Annotated in this window: 19 protein-coding genes; 1 reads left to right on the top strand and 18 read right to left on the bottom strand. The window is 52.8% G+C overall.

Features of this window, described 5'->3' with window-relative positions; genetic code table 11:
* Nucleotides 1–46 precede the first annotated feature (46 nt).
* Nucleotides 47–322 (top strand): DUF1471 family protease activator YjfN, encoded by a 276-nt coding sequence (yjfN, locus tag WHR59_RS21415; protein ID WP_016151420.1) that lies wholly within the window; start codon nt 47–49, stop codon nt 320–322.
* 85 nt (nt 323–407) lie between these two features.
* Here yjfN and WHR59_RS21420 read toward each other — a convergent pair whose 3' ends face one another.
* The 18 genes from WHR59_RS21420 to mutL all read right to left on the bottom strand — a co-directional run bounded on the left by WHR59_RS21420 (nt 408) and on the right by mutL (nt 19,062).
* Nucleotides 408–2,030, bottom strand: coding sequence for an isovaleryl-CoA dehydrogenase (locus WHR59_RS21420; RefSeq protein WP_338843446.1), 1,623 nt, complete (start codon nt 2,028–2,030; stop codon nt 408–410).
* 84 nt (nt 2,031–2,114) lie between these two features.
* Nucleotides 2,115–3,281 (bottom strand): glutathionylspermidine synthase family protein, encoded by a 1,167-nt coding sequence (locus WHR59_RS21425; protein WP_043018180.1) that lies wholly within the window; start codon nt 3,279–3,281, stop codon nt 2,115–2,117.
* 2 nt (nt 3,282–3,283) lie between these two features.
* Nucleotides 3,284–3,925, bottom strand: coding sequence for a DUF1190 domain-containing protein (locus WHR59_RS21430; RefSeq protein ID WP_043018179.1), 642 nt, complete (start codon nt 3,923–3,925; stop codon nt 3,284–3,286).
* Between the two features lie 9 nt (nt 3,926–3,934).
* A complete protein-coding gene (locus tag WHR59_RS21435; protein WP_003830474.1) occupies nt 3,935–4,333 on the bottom strand; it encodes a DUF350 domain-containing protein in 399 nt (132 codons plus the stop codon).
* A gap of 19 nt (nt 4,334–4,352) precedes the next feature.
* On the bottom strand, nt 4,353–5,012 hold the full coding sequence (locus tag WHR59_RS21440) for a YjfK family protein (protein ID WP_043018178.1): 660 nt from the start codon (nt 5,010–5,012) through the stop codon (nt 4,353–4,355).
* A gap of 57 nt (nt 5,013–5,069) precedes the next feature.
* Nucleotides 5,070–5,768 carry a PspA/IM30 family protein gene (locus WHR59_RS21445; protein WP_338843447.1) on the bottom strand — a complete coding sequence of 233 codons (699 nt, stop codon included), beginning with the start codon at nt 5,766–5,768 and terminating at the stop codon, nt 5,070–5,072.
* A gap of 15 nt (nt 5,769–5,783) precedes the next feature.
* Nucleotides 5,784–6,188 carry a YjfI family protein gene (locus WHR59_RS21450; RefSeq protein WP_043018176.1) on the bottom strand — a complete coding sequence of 135 codons (405 nt, stop codon included), beginning with the start codon at nt 6,186–6,188 and terminating at the stop codon, nt 5,784–5,786.
* Between the two features lie 124 nt (nt 6,189–6,312).
* Entirely contained in the window at nt 6,313–7,044 is a 732-nt protein-coding gene (gene rlmB / locus WHR59_RS21455) for a 23S rRNA (guanosine(2251)-2'-O)-methyltransferase RlmB (protein ID WP_003830482.1), read from the bottom strand.
* Nucleotides 7,045–7,114: 70 nt separating this feature from the next.
* A complete protein-coding gene (gene rnr, locus WHR59_RS21460) occupies nt 7,115–9,577 on the bottom strand; it encodes a ribonuclease R (protein ID WP_338843448.1) in 2,463 nt (820 codons plus the stop codon).
* Nucleotides 9,578–9,731: 154 nt separating this feature from the next.
* A complete protein-coding gene (gene nsrR, locus WHR59_RS21465; RefSeq protein ID WP_003025609.1) occupies nt 9,732–10,157 on the bottom strand; it encodes a nitric oxide-sensing transcriptional repressor NsrR in 426 nt (141 codons plus the stop codon).
* Nucleotides 10,158–10,373: 216 nt separating this feature from the next.
* Complete coding sequence (gene purA, locus WHR59_RS21470; RefSeq protein ID WP_043018174.1) at nt 10,374–11,672, bottom strand: adenylosuccinate synthase; 1,299 nt, start codon at nt 11,670–11,672, stop codon at nt 10,374–10,376.
* A 102-nt stretch (nt 11,673–11,774) separates the two neighbouring features.
* On the bottom strand, nt 11,775–11,972 hold the full coding sequence (locus WHR59_RS21475) for a DUF2065 domain-containing protein (RefSeq protein WP_043018173.1): 198 nt from the start codon (nt 11,970–11,972) through the stop codon (nt 11,775–11,777).
* An 82-nt stretch (nt 11,973–12,054) separates the two neighbouring features.
* Nucleotides 12,055–13,059, bottom strand: coding sequence for a protease modulator HflC (hflC, locus tag WHR59_RS21480; RefSeq protein WP_338843449.1), 1,005 nt, complete (start codon nt 13,057–13,059; stop codon nt 12,055–12,057).
* 2 nt (nt 13,060–13,061) lie between these two features.
* Entirely contained in the window at nt 13,062–14,315 is a 1,254-nt protein-coding gene (gene hflK / locus WHR59_RS21485) for an FtsH protease activity modulator HflK (RefSeq protein WP_043018172.1), read from the bottom strand.
* 187 nt (nt 14,316–14,502) lie between these two features.
* Nucleotides 14,503–15,783, bottom strand: a complete 1,281-nt coding sequence (gene hflX, locus WHR59_RS21490) for a ribosome rescue GTPase HflX (RefSeq protein ID WP_003025589.1) — start codon at nt 15,781–15,783, stop codon at nt 14,503–14,505.
* A gap of 74 nt (nt 15,784–15,857) precedes the next feature.
* A complete protein-coding gene (gene hfq / locus WHR59_RS21495; RefSeq protein WP_003025584.1) occupies nt 15,858–16,166 on the bottom strand; it encodes an RNA chaperone Hfq in 309 nt (102 codons plus the stop codon).
* A gap of 84 nt (nt 16,167–16,250) precedes the next feature.
* Complete coding sequence (gene miaA, locus WHR59_RS21500) at nt 16,251–17,201, bottom strand: tRNA (adenosine(37)-N6)-dimethylallyltransferase MiaA (RefSeq protein ID WP_043018171.1); 951 nt, start codon at nt 17,199–17,201, stop codon at nt 16,251–16,253.
* Nucleotides 17,194–19,062, bottom strand: a complete 1,869-nt coding sequence (mutL, locus tag WHR59_RS21505; RefSeq protein WP_193145880.1) for a DNA mismatch repair endonuclease MutL — start codon at nt 19,060–19,062, stop codon at nt 17,194–17,196. The genes miaA and mutL overlap by 8 nt, the downstream gene beginning before the upstream one ends.
* Nucleotides 19,063–19,066: the final 4 nt, after the last annotated feature.

Genomic DNA, 19,066 nt, shown 5'->3' on the forward strand with positions numbered 1-19,066 from the left:
ATGGAATGCCCTGCCGTGTGTAGGGGTACGAATAATGGAGCTGACGATGAAACAATCACTTGCCTTATCCTCACTGCTGCTTTCTGCCGGACTGGTAGGTACTACGGCGCAGTCTGCCGAGTTCGCCAGTGCTGACTGCGTTACGGGCCTGAACGAAATTGGCCTGATATCTGTCAGTAACATTGCAGGAAATCCGCAGGATGTAGAACGAGTAGTCGCGTTAAAAGCGGATGAACAGGGTGCCTCATGGTATCGGATCATTCAGATGTACGAAGACCAGCAGCCCGACAACTGGCGCGTACAGGCCATACTCTATGCTTAACAGATTGCCGGATGGCGTAAACTTATCCGGCCTACATTGAACGTAGGCATGATAAGGCGCGCCAGCGTCGCCATCAGGCATATTATTACCGTAATCCCCCCGTTGCCCGCAGGAGCAAGTCGCTTAGCGACTGTTCAGACAATCGTAGTCCGCCACGCGTATCAAGCATTATTTGACACCAGGCCTGCGCCACTGGCGGAGAGGCATAGCGCAACATTTGCGCTCCGCAACCGAGCAGGAAAAGCTGTTGCGTAATCTCCCGTCCCATCTCCTCGCTGGGTTTGCGTAAACGCTGCTGTAGCTGACGTACCATTCGATCGTAATGTCGGTCTTGCCCTTTTACCTCCGCAAAGGCTTCGTTGAGCATATCGTATATGCCGGGTTGTTTTGTCAGTACCCGCAATACATCGAGACACATAATGTTGCCGGAGCCTTCCCAGATGCTGTTTACCGGCATCTCCCGATACAGGCGCGGCAGCTCACTCTCCTCGCAATAGCCAATCCCTCCCAGCACTTCCATCGCCTCTGCAACAAACGGCATCCCGCTTTTGCACACGGAGAATTTCGCCGCTGGCGTGAACAATCTGGCCCACAACGCTTCTTTGGTATCCGCGCGACGGTCCCAGGCCCTCGCCAGTCGAAACAGTAGCGCCGTCTGACCTTCCAGTTGGAGCGCCATCCGGCCTAATACCTGACGCATCATCGGCTGTTCAATCAATGGTTTGCCAAAAACTTGTCGCTGGTGCGCATGATAAATCGCGACGGAAAAAGCACGTCGCATCATGGCGTGACTGCCGAGCGCACAGTCAAAACGCGTCATCCCGCCCATTTTCAGGATATGGCGTATACCTTCCCCTTCGTCACCCAATAGCCAGCCAATCGCATCGTGGAATTCAACCTCGCAGCTGGCGTTGGAGCGGTTGCCTAACTTATCTTTCAGTCGCTCAAGACGAATAGCATTACGTTGCCCATCAGGTAAAAATCGCGGTACAAAAAAGCAGGATAATCCCCCCTTTGCCTGAGCCAGCACCAAATGGGCGTCGCTTTGCGGCACGGAGAAAAACCACTTATGCCCCACCAGCCGATACGAGCCGTCTGCAAGACGTTCTGCCTGGGTGGTATTGCTCAGCACATCTGACCCACCCTGCTTCTCGGTCATTCCCATGCCGATCAGCAGCCCACGCTTTTGCCCACCGGGCAGTAAATGCGAGTCATAGCGGTCGCTAAGCAGCGGCGTCAGCCAGTCGTTAAAGGTTGCAGGCAACATCTGAAGTAACAGCGGCGTGGCGGCAAAGGTCATAGTAACCGGACACAACGTGCCCGCTTCTACCTGCGCATGCAGCATGAAACGCGCCGCCCGTGCAACAAATGTTCCCTGCCTCGCGTCTTCTTCCCAGGCCAGATTATGTACGCGGTTGGCGCATAATCCCTGCATCAGCAAATGCCAGGCAGGATGAAAACGCACATCATCCAGCCGCTGCCCCTGCGGGTCGTAGCGCAACAGTTCAGGTGGAAAAGCATTGGCCAGACGGCCCAGTTCGAGCGACTCGGCAGTCCCTAGCTGCTGACCAATACTGGCGAGAAGATCGCTATCCCATCCAGCGCCTTCACGGATAACCGCTTCGCACAGCGCGCCGTCGGACAGATATAAGTTGCTGTTATTGAGTGGTACAGGTTGGTTAAAAACGGTATGCGTTTGCCAGTGCATTGTGTCTCCCTCCGTCAATGGCCGTCGCCTTAAGTATGGCCAGAACCACATTATTCGCGACGGAGGAAGATCACAAAAGTACGGTTAGCCCGCAATATAGTGAGGAATAAAACGAGAAGTATCTTTAGTGATCAAGGTATTATCCTCGCGGATCCCCATACCACAGGCTTCATCATCCACGATCCAACTGCCGATCAGCGTGTAGCTGTCGCCAAAGCGCGGTAACGGCTGAAATGCCTGATAGATCATCGGTTCTTCGGCGTAGTCACCCTCAGCATGCTCCACAATCTGCTGCTGACCATCAAAAATGGTGACGTTTCCCCCCTCGCGGGAAAATATCGGTTTGCGTACATAGCTTTCCCCAGCCGCAACTTGTGGCGTTTCACCGTCAAACCAGGCGGGCAGCAGATTGGGATGGTTAGGAAAAAATCGCCACAGTAAAGGCATCAACCCTTTATTGCTGAGTACGCTCTTCCACAACGGCTCAACCCACTGTTCGCGGCGATGGCGCAGCAAGGGGCCATTCTCATCTCGCATCATCCACTCCAGGGGATAGAGCTTAAAGGCGCGACGAATGACGTTATCGTCAAGGTCAGTGAGAACGCCGCCAATGCCAAGCCCCAGATCCTCCACGTAAATAAACCGTGATTCTTGCCCGGCCTGCTGCGCACAGTCCTGCAAATACAACACCGTGGTACGATCTTCATCGGTATCTTCGCAGCAGCAGAAATAGAAGGGATCCGGACTATAAAGCTCAGCAAAACGGGAGATCAGCCGCTCCTGAATGGCGTTGTACTGGTCGGCGTCGCGTGGTATCACCCCACTGCGACGCGCATCTTCCAGCCATAACCACTGGAAATAGGCTGACTCATAGAGCGACGTTGGCGTATCCGCGTTGTACTCCAGCAGCTTGACCGGGGCGTTATTTCCGCACCAGACAAAATCCATGCGGCCGTACAGGGAGGGATCGCGATGGCGCCAGCTTTCGGCAATAACATCCCAGTACAGCGGTGGGATCGCCAGTTGCTGCATAATCAGTTCGTCGTTAACTGCCCGTTCGACGACATCCAGACACATCTGGTGCAGTTCCGCAGTAGGTTTTTCGATCTGCTCTTCCACTTGCCGGAGCGTGAAGCGGTATGCCCGACTCTCATCCCAGTAAATTTCGTTATCGATAATATGAAAATCGAAGCCGTGATCGTAGGCGATCCTGTCCAGATCGGGGCGAACAGGGACATCATGTCGCAGCATCGTTAACCTCCCCAGTGCCCACGCGCGCTGGACGAACGTCCGTAGCCGCCGCGTGAAACCGTCGAGACTTTCTTCGTCGTATAGCTATGGCTGGTTGCGGTATCATTTTTTCCACTACCGGAACGCCAGCTGTAATCCCCGGAAGTCGTACGCCAGACCGGGCGCGAAACATAGGAAGAACCACCGCTGCTGTAAACATACTGTTCGTCGCGATCTTTACGAATGACGCGGCTGAGTAAAAAACCGGTGAATACCGGCACCCAGCTTTGATCGGTGCTATCGAGATAGCAGTCGCCAAACTGCGTCTGACAGCTCTGCTTGTTCATTTGCTTTGGCAGGCTGGAGTAGAACTCTGTTTTCGCATTGTTCCAGCCATCGGCACAAACGGTGGCGCTATTGCCATCGTCAATGCATTCACTCACCGCCGAGTAAAAAGTACCGTCACCATCGTTATCGGTATTGCCGTCATCAGCACATCCTTTGAGGACAAAAAATGCCGCTCCGCCCATAATGGCCAGCGTCAGGTATTTTCCGCTGTATCGGCTGCGTTTTTTTGCAAAGGGGTTCGCCGGGCGTCCAATTCGCGTGATGGCAGAATGCCCTGGCACCCTGTTTTTGTTTCCAGATTTACGTTTTCTTGCCATGATCGTCCATTACCATGTCATACAGGCGGCGTTAAAAATGCCCCCCGCCAGGGCAGCAGTCCCCATAAATAATCCCGCTGCAGTATTATGATTAATAATTTTTTCACTCAGTGCCGGCATGTATAAACGCACACCGCCGTAAATGACGAGTTGTATCACCAGCGCGATACCGCCCCAGGCGAAATAATCCGGGATGCTGACGGCGTTAATTGCCGCGCTGGATAATGGAATAACGTAGCCCAGCAACGTGCCGCTAAAGGCCAGTGACGCTGCCGTATTATTATTTTTAATCAGTTGCCATTCGTTGTGCGGGGTGATTTTTGAGTAGATAAACAGAAAAACGATCACCATGGCCGCGCCAATAAAAAAATAGGCGCAAAAAGCCAGTAATGAATCCAGTATGTGCATTGTGTAACCTTCCCTGAAATTAACCAATTACATTAAGTGATGTTAATGGAATATCTACACCCAGCGCCCGTGAGAATACCCACTCTGGCTCTCCCTGCTCATTAAACGACTCTTCGCCGTTCAACAGCAGGTATTCCCATGTATCCTCTGTAACCTGTCGCTGAAAGCCCATGGTAAAATTATGTACATCCCATGTGGCATGCTGATGATTTTCTACTTTTTCCAGCATATAAACCGGCTCAATGTTCCCGGGTTCTTCCTCGTTAAAAAAGCGCTGCCAACGCTCTTCCTGCCAGCTCAGCGCCGGGGTCCCTATTGCAGAAGGGCTAATGGCAGACTGCCAGTGTTTTTTCTGCGAAATCCCGTAACTTTCCGCATAAACAAAGAATTTGATATCATCGATATCATCAATGTCTGAGCCGCCCGTGGTATTGATTTGCAGAAACTCTTCTCCGGACGTGTAGTAGCGAAAAATCTGGCTTCCGCCGCCTAAATCAATGTGGCTGGCGGCTGCAACGGTGTACTCCTCACCGGGTAATTCGATTAATAGAGACTCTTCAAGCAGACGAAATGCCAGCGTGTTAAGCGTAAATCCGGCATTCAGATGTAACCCCAACGGCCCGCGAGCCGGCGCAACAGCAGCGGCTTTACCAAATAAACGCTGGAAAAAACTCATCATCATTTTCCCTTTATGACCAGCCAACCTTCTTTCGAGGCTGACGCATTTCGCCGACGTTTACTCACCTTGTTGACGCTGCAGTCGTGCCAGAACATCCTGAGCCGAACTTTTATTGCTCGCCCCAATGCCGGCTTCAGCCAGCTTCTCATCCAGGTCACGCCCATCCGCAACCTTTTCCAGCTGTGCAGCGGCATCCAGACGGGCCTGACGCTCTGCCTGTCGCGTTTGCAAACGCTTGAGCGACTCTGCGGCTGTAGACACGCTGGAAGACGCGCCGACGGTCGAGGTGGTCACTGCCTGCTGGGCGCGCTGCATCGCTTCCGTCGCCTTTATCACCTCAAGCTGCTGTTCAAACTGTGCAATCCGTTGTGCGGTTGCACTCACCGCTTTTTCAACGCCATCCCGCGACACTTCAAGGTTAGCGAGTACTTGCTCTTCTGCAGCAATGACATTCTCGAGGCGGGCAATTTCCTCTGCAACTTCGTTGATCAGTGACGGGTTAGCATTTTTACTCAGCGCTTCCAGCACTCGTGTTTCCAGACTGGATTTACGCTCACGCAGATCGCTCAACTTGTCATGGCTCAGCTTCACGCGCGCCAGCAGGTCTACTCGTGATTTTCCAGCGTTATCCAGCTCACCTTTCGCATCACGGATATGCTGTTCCAGCATGCGGACCCCCTGCGCTTCTTCAATTGACTCTTCCGCCTGAGAAAGTACGGACTTGCCGAGGGTAAACAGGCTTTTTAAAATTCCCATAAATAGCGTTCCTTGTTATTCGTGAGTGTATTCTTCTGTGATTTCAGCCAGATCCAACGCGTTATCCGCAAGCGTCGTCATCTCGAGCAGCACATCATTCAACGATGAATTAAGCGAAAGAGCCCCAAATGCGACGTAATATTCATCCTGCTGAACGCGGGAAATCCCTACGGAAGAGAGTGGAAGGAGTTTCTGATTACGTAATAAGAAAATATTAAATTCATCCTGCTGATGAATACTACTAACAGGACAAATAACTGTTTCAATAATAATCTGGCGAGAAGTAAACACAATATTGAGCGGTAAATCGCCATAATCATTCATTTTAACGATTAATGATTGCTCATCATATTCAATATCTATATTTAATTCAGGGCGAGTTTGTAGTGCTTCAGCAAGTAACTGCGGTGTCCATGCCATATATTATCCATATATAATTTAATTAGTAATAAATAAAATGAATATCATTTTCTAGCCTTTATCATACTCGTTTAAAATAAAAAAAAGCCACCCGAATCCGAGTGGCTTTGTCTGAAAAGTAAGTTTAGCCGCGCTGGCGGACTGCTTCAAACAGGCAGATGCCCGTTGCAACCGAAACGTTCAGCGACGAAACGCTACCTGCCATCGGGATGCTGATCAGTTCGTCACAGTGTTCACGGGTCAGACGGCGCATACCTTCCCCCTCCGCGCCCATCACCAGCGCCAGACGCCCGGTCATTTTGCTCTGGTAGAGAGTATGGTCGGCTTCACCTGCGGTTCCGACGATCCAAATATTCTCTTCCTGCAGCATACGCATAGTGCGCGCCAGGTTGGTCACACGGATCAGCGGTACGCTTTCTGCCGCCCCGCAGGCCACTTTTTTCGCCGTCGCATTCAACTGTGCAGAACGATCCTTCGGTACGATAACAGCATGTACGCCGGCAGCATCTGCGCTACGCAGGCACGCCCCCAGGTTATGTGGATCGGTGACGCCATCAAGGATCAAAAAGAAGGGTTGATCGAGCGTAGCAATCAGATCCGGCAGATCGTTTTCCTGATACTGACGACCCGGCTTCACGCGAGCAATAATTCCCTGATGTACCGCACCCTCGCTTTTCTCATCCAGGAACTGGCGATTAGCCAACTGAATGACAACACCCTGTGCTTCCAGTGCGTGGATCAGCGGCAGCAGGCGTTTATCTTCACGACCTTTGAGAATAAAGACGTCCTGGAAGCGCTCAGGCGCACGTTCCAGCAGAGCCTGCACCGCATGGATGCCGTAAATCATTTCACTCATGAATGTACTCGTTAATAGTTTATGCGTAACGCGGGCAACGCGAAGTTGCCCGACTTACTGTTTATGGCTGTTACTGTGCGACTTTCTTTTTCGCCGCACGTTTAGCTTTGGTGGCGGCAGCGATTTTAAGCGTTTTAGCCGATGGCTTTTTCGCTTTTTTGTCGCCTTTCTTCTCAGCCGCATTCTTCTCCGGCTGAGGTTTGGCTCTGCCTTTCTTCTCGCCGCGGAAAGCGCTGTCCGGCTCGAAATTCACCTTTTTGCCCATCTGACGACGCTTACCGGTATTTTTACCTGCATCGCCTTTTTTCGCTTTTTCGCGCGCGGTTTTACCTTCATTGCGCGGCGCACGTTCGCTGGAGATCAAACTGAAGTCGATTTTACGCTCGTCCATGTTAACCGCTTCCACGCGAACTTCCACGCGATCGCCCAGGCGATACATTTGACCGCTGGATTCCCCCGTCAGTCGCTGCCCAACCTGGTCAAAACGATAGTAGTCGTTATCCAGCGAGGAGACATGCACCAGACCGTCGATAAACAGCTCATCAAGACGGACAAAGAAGCCAAACCCGGTCACGCTGGCGATCACGCCTTTGAAGACATTCCCTACCTGATCCAGCATGAAGTCGCACTTCAGCCAGTCAGAAACGTCGCGCGTCGCTTCGTCCGCACGGCGCTCGGCCATCGAACAGTGCTGACCCAGTTGCAGCATCTCTTCCATCGAATAATGGTAGCCACCGGTTTCCGTGGTGTTACCCTTATGGCCCTGCTCCTGCGCCAGCAGATACTTAATCGCCCGGTGCAAGGAGAGGTCCGGATAACGACGGATTGGTGAGGTAAAGTGCGCATAAGATTGCAGCGCCAGACCAAAGTGCCCGCGGTTTTCCGGATCGTAAATCGCCTGCTTCATTGAACGCAGCAGCATAGTCTGCAGCATTTCAGCGTCAGGGCGGTCAGCAATCGACTCAAGCAGTTCAGCATAATCACGCGGTTCAGGTTTATTGCCGCCAGGCAGCTCCAGTCCCAGTTCCGCCAGCACCGAACGGAACGAGTTAATCGCTTCGGTCGTCGGCTTATCATGAATACGGAACAGCGCCGGCTCCTTGGCTTTCTCAACGAATCGCGCCGCGGAGATGTTCGCCATGATCATGCACTCTTCAATCAGCTTGTGCGCGTCGTTACGCTGCGTCTGCTCGATACGCTCAATACGGCGTTCAGCATTGAAGATAAACTTCGCTTCCTCACTCTCAAACGAGATACCGCCGCGCTCTTCACGGGCTTTATCCAGTACTTTGTAGAGGTTATGCAGCTCTTCAATGTGTTTAACCAACGGCGCGTACTGTTCACGCAGCTCCTGATCGCCTTGCAGCATATGCCAGACTTTGGTGTAAGTCAGACGCGCATGGGAGCTCATTACCGCTTCGTAGAATTTAAAGCCGGTTAAGCGGCCTTTCGACGAAATGGTCATTTCACAGACCATACACAACCTGTCCACCTGCGGGTTGAGCGAACACAATCCGTTAGACAGCACTTCCGGCAGCATTGGAACAACCTGCGACGGGAAATAAACAGATGTGCCACGGCTGCGCGCTTCCTGATCCAGCGGAGTCGGCGGACGAACGTAATAGCTTACGTCAGCAATCGCTACCCATAAACGCCAGCCGCCGCCGCGTTTCTTCTCGCAGTAGACCGCATCGTCAAAGTCACGCGCATCTTCGCCATCGATAGTAACCAGCGGCAGGGAGCGCAGATCGACACGCCCGACTTTCGCCTCTTCCGGCACTTCTTCTTTCAGCCCGGCGACCTGCTTTTCAACCGCCTGAGGCCAGATATACGGGATTTCATGGGTACGCAGTGCCATATCCACGGCCATGCTGGTTCCCATGTTGTCGCCCAGCACTTCAACAATTTTACCCACCGCTTTGGTGCGACGAGTCGGACGCTGGGTCAGCTCAACCACGACCACAAAGCCCATGCGAGCGCCCATCACTTCTTCAGGTGGGATCAGGATATCGAAACTCAGGCGGCTGTCGTCAGGAACGACAAACCCGACGCCAGCGTCGGTGAAGTAGCGACCAACAATCTGGCTGGTTTTCGGCACCAATACGCGCACAATACGCGCTTCGCGACGACCTTTACGGTCCGCGCCCAACGGCTGCGCCAGCACCTGATCGCCATGTATGCAGGTTTTCATCTGCTCACTGGACAGGTACAGGTCATCTTTGCGGCCTTCAACGCGCAGAAAGCCGTAGCCATCACGGTGGCCAATAACGGTACCTTTCAGCAGGTCGAGACGTTCCGGCAGCGCGTAGCACTGACGACGGGTGAAGACCAGTTGTCCGTCACGCTCCATCGCGCGCAGACGGCGACGCAGCGCTTCTTGCTGTTCTTCACCTTCAATGTTGAGTTCAGCGGCCAGCTCATCGCGGTTGGCCGGTTTTTCACGTTTAGTTAAATGTTCGAGGATAAATTCCCGGCTCGTGATAGGGTTCGCGTATTTTTCAGCTTCGCGTTCCTGGAAAGGATCTTGTGACATCGAGGTTCCTCCATTGTCATCTCTGATGGAATTCCTTCGTCTTTCACGACGCCTCTTTGTTGGCTGCCTTTGCTCCCCTCAGTCACTTACTTTTGTAAGCTCCTGGGGTCGCTCAGTTGCCGCCGCGATGCGACGCGAAATACTTTGGACTTCATTACTCCACCAGCAATAATTTATAAAGCGGTTGATTCTCTTCAACCAAATCAGCAAGTGTGTAGTTGTCCAGTTCCGTGAGAAAACTTTGCACTGCTTTAGAAAGCGCCTGTTTGAGTCGACAGGCCGGGGTAATGTGGCAAAACTCGCTGCTACAGTTGACCAACGATAAGGGTTCCAGCTCGCGAACCACATCACCAATACCAATATCCTTAGCGGGTTTACCCAGGCGGATACCGCCATTTTTTCCACGAATAGCAGTAACAAAGCCCGCCCGGCTAAGTTGATTGATTATTTTGACCATATGATTACGGGACACGCCGTAGACTTCTGTCACCTCAGAAATACTGGTCATACGTCCTTCGGGAAGTGACGCCATGTAGATTAGCGCACGTAATCCGTAATCGGTGAAACTTGTTAACTGCACATCAACCTCAGGAAAAGGGATAAAACGGATAAACCTGGTGGTATTAATTACATTGATGATAAACCAGCCACCAGCCAGGTCGCTAATTTATTTCAGTTCGGGAAGGAAAAAAGCGAGGAACTTACGTGATTTTAAGCCGGATTCTGATGCAAAACGCCTCATCCGGCCTAAATTAGTGCAAGCGCAGCGCCGTTTGACGCTACGCTATAACCAGAATTATGCGTCGAACGGGTCGCGCAGGATCATGGTTTCAGTACGGTCTGGGCCAGTTGAGATAATATCAATCGGCACACCGGTCAGTTCTTCAATACGCTTGATGTAGTTCAGTGCTGCCTGCGGCAGACCGCTACGCTCCTTCACGCCGAAGGTAGATTCAGACCAGCCCGGCATGGTTTCGTAAATCGGCTCGATACCTTTCCAGTCGTCAGCTGCCAGCGGAGTAGTCGTTACTTCACGGCCATCCGGCATACGGTAAGCGACACAGATTTTCACCTCTTTCAAACCGTCCAGTACGTCCAGTTTGGTCAGGCAGAAGCCAGACAGGGAGTTAATCTGTACTGCACGGCGTACGGCCACGGAGTCCAGCCAACCGGTACGACGACGACGACCGGTGGTCGCGCCATACTCGTTACCTTGTTTGCACAGGAACTCGCCAACGTCATCAAACAGCTCAGTCGGGAATGGACCCGCACCGACACGAGTAGAGTAAGCTTTGATGATACCCAGAACGTAGTCCACATAACGCGGGCCCAGGCCGGAGCCGGTCGCCACGCCACCCGCGGTGGTGTTGGAAGACGTTACGTACGGATAGGTACCATGGTCGATATCCAGCAGGGTACCCTGCGCGCCTTCGAACATGACGAAATCGCCACGCTTACGCGCCTGGTCCAGCAGATCGGAAACATCAACAACCATAGCGGTCAGGATGTCGGCAATCGCCATTACATCATCCAGCACTTTCTGGTAGTCAACTGCTTCAACTTTATAGAAATTCACCAGCTGGAAGTTGTGATATTCCATCACTTCTTTCAGTTTTTCAGCGAAGGTTGCTTTATCAAACAGATCGCCAACGCGCAGACCGCGACGAGCTACTTTGTCTTCATAAGCCGGACCGATACCACGACCGGTAGTACCGATCGCTTTCTCGCCACGCGCTTTCTCACGAGCGTTATCTAACGCAACGTGATAATCAAGGATCAGCGGACAAGCTTCAGACAACAGCAGGCGCTCGCGAACCGGGATACCACGATCTTCCAGTCCTTTCATTTCTTTCATCAGCGCGGACGGAGACAGTACAACACCGTTACCGATGATGCTGATGACATTCTCGCGAAGAATACCTGATGGAATAAGATGGAGGACGGTTTTTTCACCGTTGATTACGAGAGTATGGCCTGCGTTGTGTCCACCCTGGTAGCGCACAACATATTTAGCCCGTTCAGTCAGAAGATCAACAATCTTCCCTTTACCTTCGTCACCCCATTGGGTGCCCAGTACGACGACGTTGTTACCCATTTTTCAAAATCACCGTTTGCTTAAAAATGGATTCTACCACCGCTTTTTCAGATATACAGCACTTTTTGCATGCGAAAATCCGCAAAATAGGCTACTTATTGATCAGCCAATCGTTTTCCTCAACATGTAGTAGACCACAACGCCCGCAACCACAAGACCTCCACCAAAACGACGCAAAGTATTTTCTGGAAGCTGGGCCATCGCGGAGATCATTTTCTTCCACGCATTGGGATAAAGCATCGGCCCCAGGCCTTCAAGGACCAAAACCAGCGCAAGCGCCAGCAAAATTGTTGAATTCATCCATCGCCCTTAAATAAAAAGAAAACCACCGCATCCCTGGAGATGCCGGTGGTTTTGCTGCTTTAAAACCGCTGGACTGCTCTTAGCGTGTTGCGGTATTCGGTGTCTTCATGTAGCGGAAGAAATCGCTGTCCGGGCTCATGACCATCACGTCCTGGTTGCCTTCGAAGCTCTTCTCGTAAGCACGCAGGCTACGGATGAAGGCGTAGAAGTCAGGATCCTGACTGAACGCATCGGCAAACAGTTTAGCCGCTTCCGCATCGCCTTCACCGCGCATGATGCGGCCTTGACGCTCAGATTCTGCCAGCGTTTTAGTCACTTCATAGTCCGCCGTTGCACGCAGTTTTTCCGCTTCTTCCTGACCTTGTGAACGATGGCGACGCGCTACCGCTTCACGCTCAGCGCGCATACGGTTGTAGATAGCCTCAGATACTTCAGCAGGCAGGTTGATTTGCTTAATACGCACGTCAACCACTTCGATGCCCAATGCCGCCATACTGTTCGGGTTGATGACCGGTACTTTACCGTTCGTTTCAGCCTGAACACGCTCAGCCGCTTCGGCAATCGCGCTATCTGCCGCCGGTGTCGCGACTTCATCTTCCGTGCCAGCAGAACCGGAGTTCAGCGCGTCACGCACTTCCAGGGTCAGACGACCGCGGGAGTCGGTAACGATGTCTTTGACGTCCAGACGACCAATTTCAGAACGCAGACGGTCAGAGAACTTACGTTTCAGCAGGACTTCAGCCTGAGAAACATCGCCACCGCCCGTTGCCAGGTAGTAACGGCTAAAGTCACTGATGCGCCACTTAATGTAGGAGTCAACGATCAGATCTTTCTTCTCTTTGGTAACAAAGCGATCGGCCTGGTTGTCCATGGTCTGAATACGCGCATCCAGCATCTTCACAGATTCAATAAACGGAATCTTGAAGTGCAGGCCTGGTGAAACGACCAGCGGCTTGTTTTCATCGTCACGCAGAACTTTACCAAAGCGCAGAGTAATCCCACGCTCGCCTTCTTTGACCACAAAGACGGACATGAACAGAACTACCAGAACGATGATGATAATCGCAATAACTGACTTACGCATCGTTATTCCCCCTGACGCTGGTAGTCGTTACGCTGCGCGTTCGCGCGGCGTTGGTCCATAATATCGCCCTGACTGGTGGACGAAGTGTTGCTTGCTCCAGAGCCGGAAGTCGTTGCTGGCGGCAAACGCAGCAGGTTTGAACTGCTGTCGCTCTTGGCTGCTGGCGCACTACCGCCTTTCAGCATTTGATCCAGCGGCAGAACCATCAGATTGCTACCCTTATCGTTAACCAGGACTTTGCGGGTATTGCTCAGCACTTTTTCCATGGTTTCGATATACAGACGCTCGCGAGTAATTTGCGGTGCGGCTTTATATTCCGGCAGAATTTTTGCGAAGCGAGCCACTTCACCCTGAGCTTCCAGGATGGTTTGCGTTTTGTAAGCGCGCGCTTCTTCCAGAATACGCTGCGCCTGACCGTTAGCACGCGGCTGAACTTCGTTGGTGTACGCTTCTGCTTCACGGATGTACTGCTGCTCGTTTTCACGTGCGGCAATGGCATCGTCAAACGCGGCTTTTACTTCTTCCGGCGGACGTGCTGCCTGGAAGTTGACGTCCAGCAGAGTGATACCCATGTTGTACGGGCGGATCGTTTCTTCCAGTTCACGCTGGGTATCGCTACGAATAACGGTACGCCCTTCGGTCAGGATACGGTCCATGGTGTATTTACCGATAACCCCGCGCAGGGCGCTGTCGGTAGCCTGACGCAGACTGTCATCCGCGCTGGTTACGCTAAACAGGTAACGCTGCGGATCGGTCACGCGGTACTGCACGTTCATTTCAACGCGCACGACGTTTTCGTCAGAGGTCAGCATGACGCCGGATGCGGCAAGTTCACGCACGGCTTCCACGTTGACCGGAGTCACTTCGTCGATAAAGGTCGGTTTCCAGTTCAGACCCGGTTCAACCAAATGGCTGAATTTACCGAAGCGTGTCACCACGCCGCGTTCCGCTTCTTTAATGGTGTAGAAACCGCTGGCCGCCCAGATAATGACAATAGCTGCCGCTGCGATAGTAAAGACTCGACCACCCAGTTGCGGACGCGGACCTTGCGATGAACTACCGCCGCCGGAACCCGTACCTTTACCGCCACCCAGACCACCGAGTTTTTTACTCAGTTTACGGAAAATATCATCCAGATCGGGAGGTCCCTGATCGCGACCGCCTTTGTTTCCATTTCCCTCAGGGTTGCCGCCAGGTTTGCTGCTTCCCCACGGGTCGCGGTCTTGTCCGTTATTACCGGGCTGATTCCACGCCATGTTTGTGCTCCATATTTGTTATGCGATGCTATACCTGCGTCTTTTGCGCTGCAGATGCGTTGGCTACGTTCCTCACCCCCGTCACATAGTTGACTATGCTTCGGGATATTTCAGAACTTGCCGCCTTCCTGCCGCACAAAACCACAAGGAATAGAGGCGAAAAAATCTTCAGGCCATATCCGTCAGGTCAGACAACATAGTCTTCCAGTGCCGGTTCTTGTTTACAGAGGCGACGCCAGTCTACGATCGGCATACGTACTTGCAGACCTACGCTACCGTCTTCCTCCATCCACTCTTTTTCTATTGCCTGAAGTTGGTAAAACCGGCTTCTCAGACGCCCTTCCTGCGGCGGCAAACGCAACGTATGCTGCGCAACCTCACCGGAAAGACGCTCTGTCAAAGCCTGAAAAAGCTGTGGTATGCCAATACCCGTTTGCGCTGAAACCCAAACGCGAATGGGTTTATTCTCTTCATCTCTGTCAATACGCGGTTCAAAATCATCCAGCATATCGATTTTATTCATCACCAGCAGGGTCGGGATCTCGTGTGCATCGATCTCTTCGAGCACCGTGTCGACGGCCTCGATGTTTTCCTGCACACGAAAATCTGCAGCATCAATAACGTGCAGCAGCAATGTCGCCTGACGTGTTTCCTGCAGGGTGGCTTTAAATGCCGCCACCAGGTCGTGCGGCAAATGGCGGATAAACCCTACGGTATCCGCCAGCACGGTTTCACCAACGTCCGCTACGTCTATGCGGCGCAGCGTTGGATCCAGGGTCGCAAACAGCTGGTCCGCTGCGTAAACCCGGGCTTCGGTGATCTGGTTGAACAGGGTGGATTTTCCGGCGTTGGTATATCCCACCAGTGATACGGTTGGGACATCCGCTTTCTTGCGCGACTGCCGCCCCTGCTCACGTTGCTTTTCAACTTTTTCCAGGCGCGACTGTATTTGCAAAATGCGATTACGCAGCAAACGACGGTCGGTTTCGAGCTGGGTTTCACCCGGACCGCGCAAACCAATCCCGCCCTTTTGCCTTTCAAGGTGGGTCCAGCCACGGACCAGACGCGTAGCCATATGGCGCAACTGCGCCAGCTCAACCTGCAATTTACCCTCATGGGTGCGCGCACGCTGGGCAAAAATATCTAAAATAAGACCGGTCCTGTCGATAACAAGACACTGGCATAATTGTTCCAGGTTACGTTCCTGGGCGGGGCTTAGAGCATGATCAAAAATCACCACCGCAGCGCCAGTCGCTTTTACGGCTTCGGCAATTTCGATTGCCTTACCTTCACCAACAAAATACTTCGGGTGCGGTGCTTTACGGCTCCCGGTAATCACCTGCATTGCTTCGACACCGGCGGAAGAAACCAGAGATTCAAACTCCTGGAGGTCTTCCATATCTTTGTCTTGCGAAAAATAGATGTGTACCAGTACCGCCTGCTCACCGGCATCATAACGGTCAAACAAGCGTCAACCCCTTAATATATATCAACGGGGAACGCAGGATCGCTGGCTCCCCGTGGGTAAAACAGCTAACAACCTTATTCGGTTTCTTCGCTGTCCTGTTGCGCAGATGAACCTTGCGCGTTGCTACCGTGATGGTAGTTGCTGCCAGTGCCGCCGGTGGCATTATTGCTGTGATGAGAAACCGGGCGAGACGGGACAACAGTAGAAATCGCGTGCTTATAAACCATCTGGCTGACCGTGTTTTTCAACAGGATCACGAACTGATCAAAAGACTCGATTTGACCTTGCAGCTTAATACCATTCACCAAATAAATAGAAACTGGAACACGTTCCCGACGCAGTGCGTTCAGGAACGGATCTTGTAAAGATTGCCCCTTAGCCATTCTCTCTTTTCCTTATATGCTTATTTGTACTTTGAACCTTTCGATTCTGAAAAATTGCGCACGATACGTTTCAATTGTACACATTCAGTTCGCGATAGCACCAACAACCTGTAATACTTCGTTTCGCGCCTGGTCAGGCTTTTCACTGTCAAGCCAGTGCACCCCTTCCCAACCACGCAACCAGGTTACCTGTCGCTTCGCCAACTGCCTCGTGGCGCAAACACCTCTATAAACCATTTCATCGTATGAAATTTCGCCTTCAATGTATGACCACATCTGGCGATACCCTACACAACGAATGGAAGGCAAATCCGTATGCAAATCTCCACGGGCAAAAAGCGCCCGGACTTCTGCTTCAAAACCTGAAGCCAACATCTGATGAAAACGCTGCTCAATTCGCTGATGGAGCAGTTCACGGCTCGCCGGGGCGATTGCAAACTGATGCACCTGATACGGCAAAGCATCTCCTGACGTTTGCGTCAGCTCCGTTAAAGTTTTACCCGAAATGAAAAAAACTTCCAGTGCCCGGGAAAGTCTTTGCGGATCATTTGGATGAATACGCGCCGCAGCCACCGGATCGATTTCCTGAAGCTGTCGGTGTAACGCGTCCCACCCGAGCTCTGCCGCCTGCTGCTCAATTCTGGCCCTGACTTGCGGGTCCGCCGACGGTAACGGCGACAGCCCTTCAAGCAAGGCTTTGAAATATAACATTGTGCCGCCCACCAGCAGCGGGATACGCCCCGCAGCGGTGATATCGGCCATCTCGGCTAACGCATCGCGGCGAAAATCAGCGGCGGAGTACGCTTGCGACGGATCGCGGATATCCAGCAATCGGTGCGGCGCGGCCTGTAATTCATCTGCATCAGGCTTGGCAGTACCGATATCCATCCCCTTGTAAATAAGGGCGGAATCAACGCTTATCAACTCTATGGGCAAAACTTTACGCAATTCAATTGCGAGAGCCGTTTTACCGGAGGCCGTTGGCCCCATCAAAAAAATCGCCTTTGGCAGGCTCGCCTTACGGGTATCACTCATGTTTCAGGGCATTCATTACCGAATGTAAATCAACAGATTGTAACAGACCACCCGGCGGTGCCTTCACGAGTTGTGGGCAGAGCCGCTCAACATCCGCTAACAGCGTAATCGCCTGAGCCATGCTCCACTGCGGATGCTCGCTAATCAGGTTACGTGCAATCCACTGTGCAATATTGCCCGGTTCGAATACGGACTGCTGCGCCAGGTAGCCTATCAGTTCAGGAATCAAGATTTGTAAATTTTGTTGGCGTAAGGGTAAAGGCACCGCCCGGATGGTCACATGCTGCGCATCCAGTTGAAATTCAATGCCCAATTCAGCCAGTTGGCTCTGCCCTTTTTGCAGGGCCGCTTTTTCATCAGCGGTCACTTTTAGACGTAAAGGGATCAGCAACGGCTGGGCGCAAACGCCTCCCTCGCCCGGCGTTAACTGCGCCTGACGTAGCCAACGTTCCGCCACTGGTAATGCCAGCAACCGAATCTGGCCATCGCACTCAAGCAACGCGCAGTCCGTACCGACAATCGTTAACACTCGCCCAAAGCCCTGGCCGTTGCCACTCAGAGGTGCCGATGGCGTTTCAGTGGCCGGCGTTTTACGCGGCGGAATCGGCGTCTGCAGCAGTTGCTGATAAATCTCACCCTGCTGCTTTTGATATCCCGATTGGGCATGAGGCCAACCAACCCCCGCCTGACGACCACCACTGCTGCCGCTTCCAGCGCCAGCGGATGCTGAGTACCGCGGCGTCGCAGGTTCACGCGCGGGAGCCGGATCGGCAAAATGGTTACGTCCGGCAGCAACGCGGTTTTCCGGGATGTGCCTTGGGGCGGGCTCGTCGTCGTCAGCCAACGACAGCGGCGTTTCAAGCTGCTGCTGCAGGACGCTCAACACGCCCTGGTAAATAAAATCGTGCACCAGGCGAGATTGATGAAAACGGACCTCATGTTTGGCAGGATGTACGTTAACATCCACCTGATGTGGGTCGATTTCCAGATACAGCACAAAAGCGGGCTGCTGATCGGCCCCCAGCTTATCTTCACAGGCCTGACGGATAGCATGGTTGATCAGGCGGTCGCGCATCATTCGACCATTCACATAGCAATACTGGATTTCCGCCAGCGCCGCCGTCGTATGATTAGGATCGGCCACCCAGCCGCGCAGTGTTAAATCGCCATGCTGCCATTCAATCGCCAGCGCATGTTCCAGAAACGGCGTACCGCAAATCGCGCCCAGTCGGCGCTCTTTCTGCCCATCCGCAGCCACTGCGCGATACTGGCGCACCGCTTTGCCGTTGTGGGACAAATTAATCGTCACATCAAAACGCGCCAGCGCGATGCGGCGGATAATCTCATCGATATGATTAAATTCGGTTTTCTCGGTGCGCATAAACTTGCGCCGTGCCGGGGTGTTGTAGAACAGATCTAACACCTCCAGCGTGGTTCCCACCGGATGCGCGGCAGGTTTGACCGTCACATCCATGTCGCGCCCTTCGGCATAGGCTTGCCAGGCTTCGGGTTGTTCTTGCGTCCGCGACGTCAGGGTTAAACGAGAAACGGAGCTGATACTGGCCAGCGCTTCGCCGCGAAACCCGAGGCTTACGATCGCCTCAAGATCGTCAAGCGAAGAAATTTTACTGGTGGCATGACGCGCCAGAGCCAGCGCCAGCTCGTCTTTTTTAATCCCGCTACCGTTGTCACGAATACGGATAAGCTTCGCGCCACCGCGCTCAATATCAATATCAATGCGCGTCGCACCGGCATCGATACTGTTTTCCACCAGCTCTTTCACCACTGACGCAGGCCGTTCTACCACCTCGCCTGCGGCAATCTGGTTCGCCAACTGTGGCGGTAGAACCTGAATCGGCATGGCT

The sequence above is a fragment of the Citrobacter europaeus genome (assembly GCF_037482245.1).
Lineage (GTDB): Bacteria > Pseudomonadota > Gammaproteobacteria > Enterobacterales > Enterobacteriaceae > Citrobacter > Citrobacter europaeus.

Excerpts from the sequence above, each read along its gene's own strand:
- yjfN (WP_016151420.1), top strand. The coding sequence starts at position 47 with ATGAAACAATCACTTGCCTTATCCTCACTGCTGCTTTCTGCCGGACTG.
- WHR59_RS21445 (WP_338843447.1), bottom strand. The coding sequence starts at position 5,768 with ATGGGAATTTTAAAAAGCCTGTTTACCCTCGGCAAGTCCGTACTTTCT.
- WHR59_RS21430 (WP_043018179.1), bottom strand. The coding sequence starts at position 3,925 with ATGGCAAGAAAACGTAAATCTGGAAACAAAAACAGGGTGCCAGGGCAT.
- WHR59_RS21420 (WP_338843446.1), bottom strand. The coding sequence starts at position 2,030 with ATGCACTGGCAAACGCATACCGTTTTTAACCAACCTGTACCACTCAAT.
- hflK (WP_043018172.1), bottom strand. The coding sequence starts at position 14,315 with ATGGCGTGGAATCAGCCCGGTAATAACGGACAAGACCGCGACCCGTGG.
- WHR59_RS21425 (WP_043018180.1), bottom strand. The coding sequence starts at position 3,281 with ATGCTGCGACATGATGTCCCTGTTCGCCCCGATCTGGACAGGATCGCC.
- WHR59_RS21435 (WP_003830474.1), bottom strand. The coding sequence starts at position 4,333 with ATGCACATACTGGATTCATTACTGGCTTTTTGCGCCTATTTTTTTATT.
- WHR59_RS21440 (WP_043018178.1), bottom strand. The coding sequence starts at position 5,012 with ATGATGAGTTTTTTCCAGCGTTTATTTGGTAAAGCCGCTGCTGTTGCG.
- WHR59_RS21475 (WP_043018173.1), bottom strand. The coding sequence starts at position 11,972 with ATGAATTCAACAATTTTGCTGGCGCTTGCGCTGGTTTTGGTCCTTGAA.
- purA (WP_043018174.1), bottom strand. The coding sequence starts at position 11,672 with ATGGGTAACAACGTCGTCGTACTGGGCACCCAATGGGGTGACGAAGGT.
- hfq (WP_003025584.1), bottom strand. The coding sequence starts at position 16,166 with ATGGCTAAGGGGCAATCTTTACAAGATCCGTTCCTGAACGCACTGCGT.
- hflC (WP_338843449.1), bottom strand. The coding sequence starts at position 13,059 with ATGCGTAAGTCAGTTATTGCGATTATCATCATCGTTCTGGTAGTTCTG.
- rlmB (WP_003830482.1), bottom strand. The coding sequence starts at position 7,044 with ATGAGTGAAATGATTTACGGCATCCATGCGGTGCAGGCTCTGCTGGAA.
- rnr (WP_338843448.1), bottom strand. The coding sequence starts at position 9,577 with ATGTCACAAGATCCTTTCCAGGAACGCGAAGCTGAAAAATACGCGAAC.
- mutL (WP_193145880.1), bottom strand. The coding sequence starts at position 19,062 with ATGCCGATTCAGGTTCTACCGCCACAGTTGGCGAACCAGATTGCCGCA.
- WHR59_RS21450 (WP_043018176.1), bottom strand. The coding sequence starts at position 6,188 with ATGGCATGGACACCGCAGTTACTTGCTGAAGCACTACAAACTCGCCCT.
- miaA (WP_043018171.1), bottom strand. The coding sequence starts at position 17,201 with ATGAGTGATACCCGTAAGGCGAGCCTGCCAAAGGCGATTTTTTTGATG.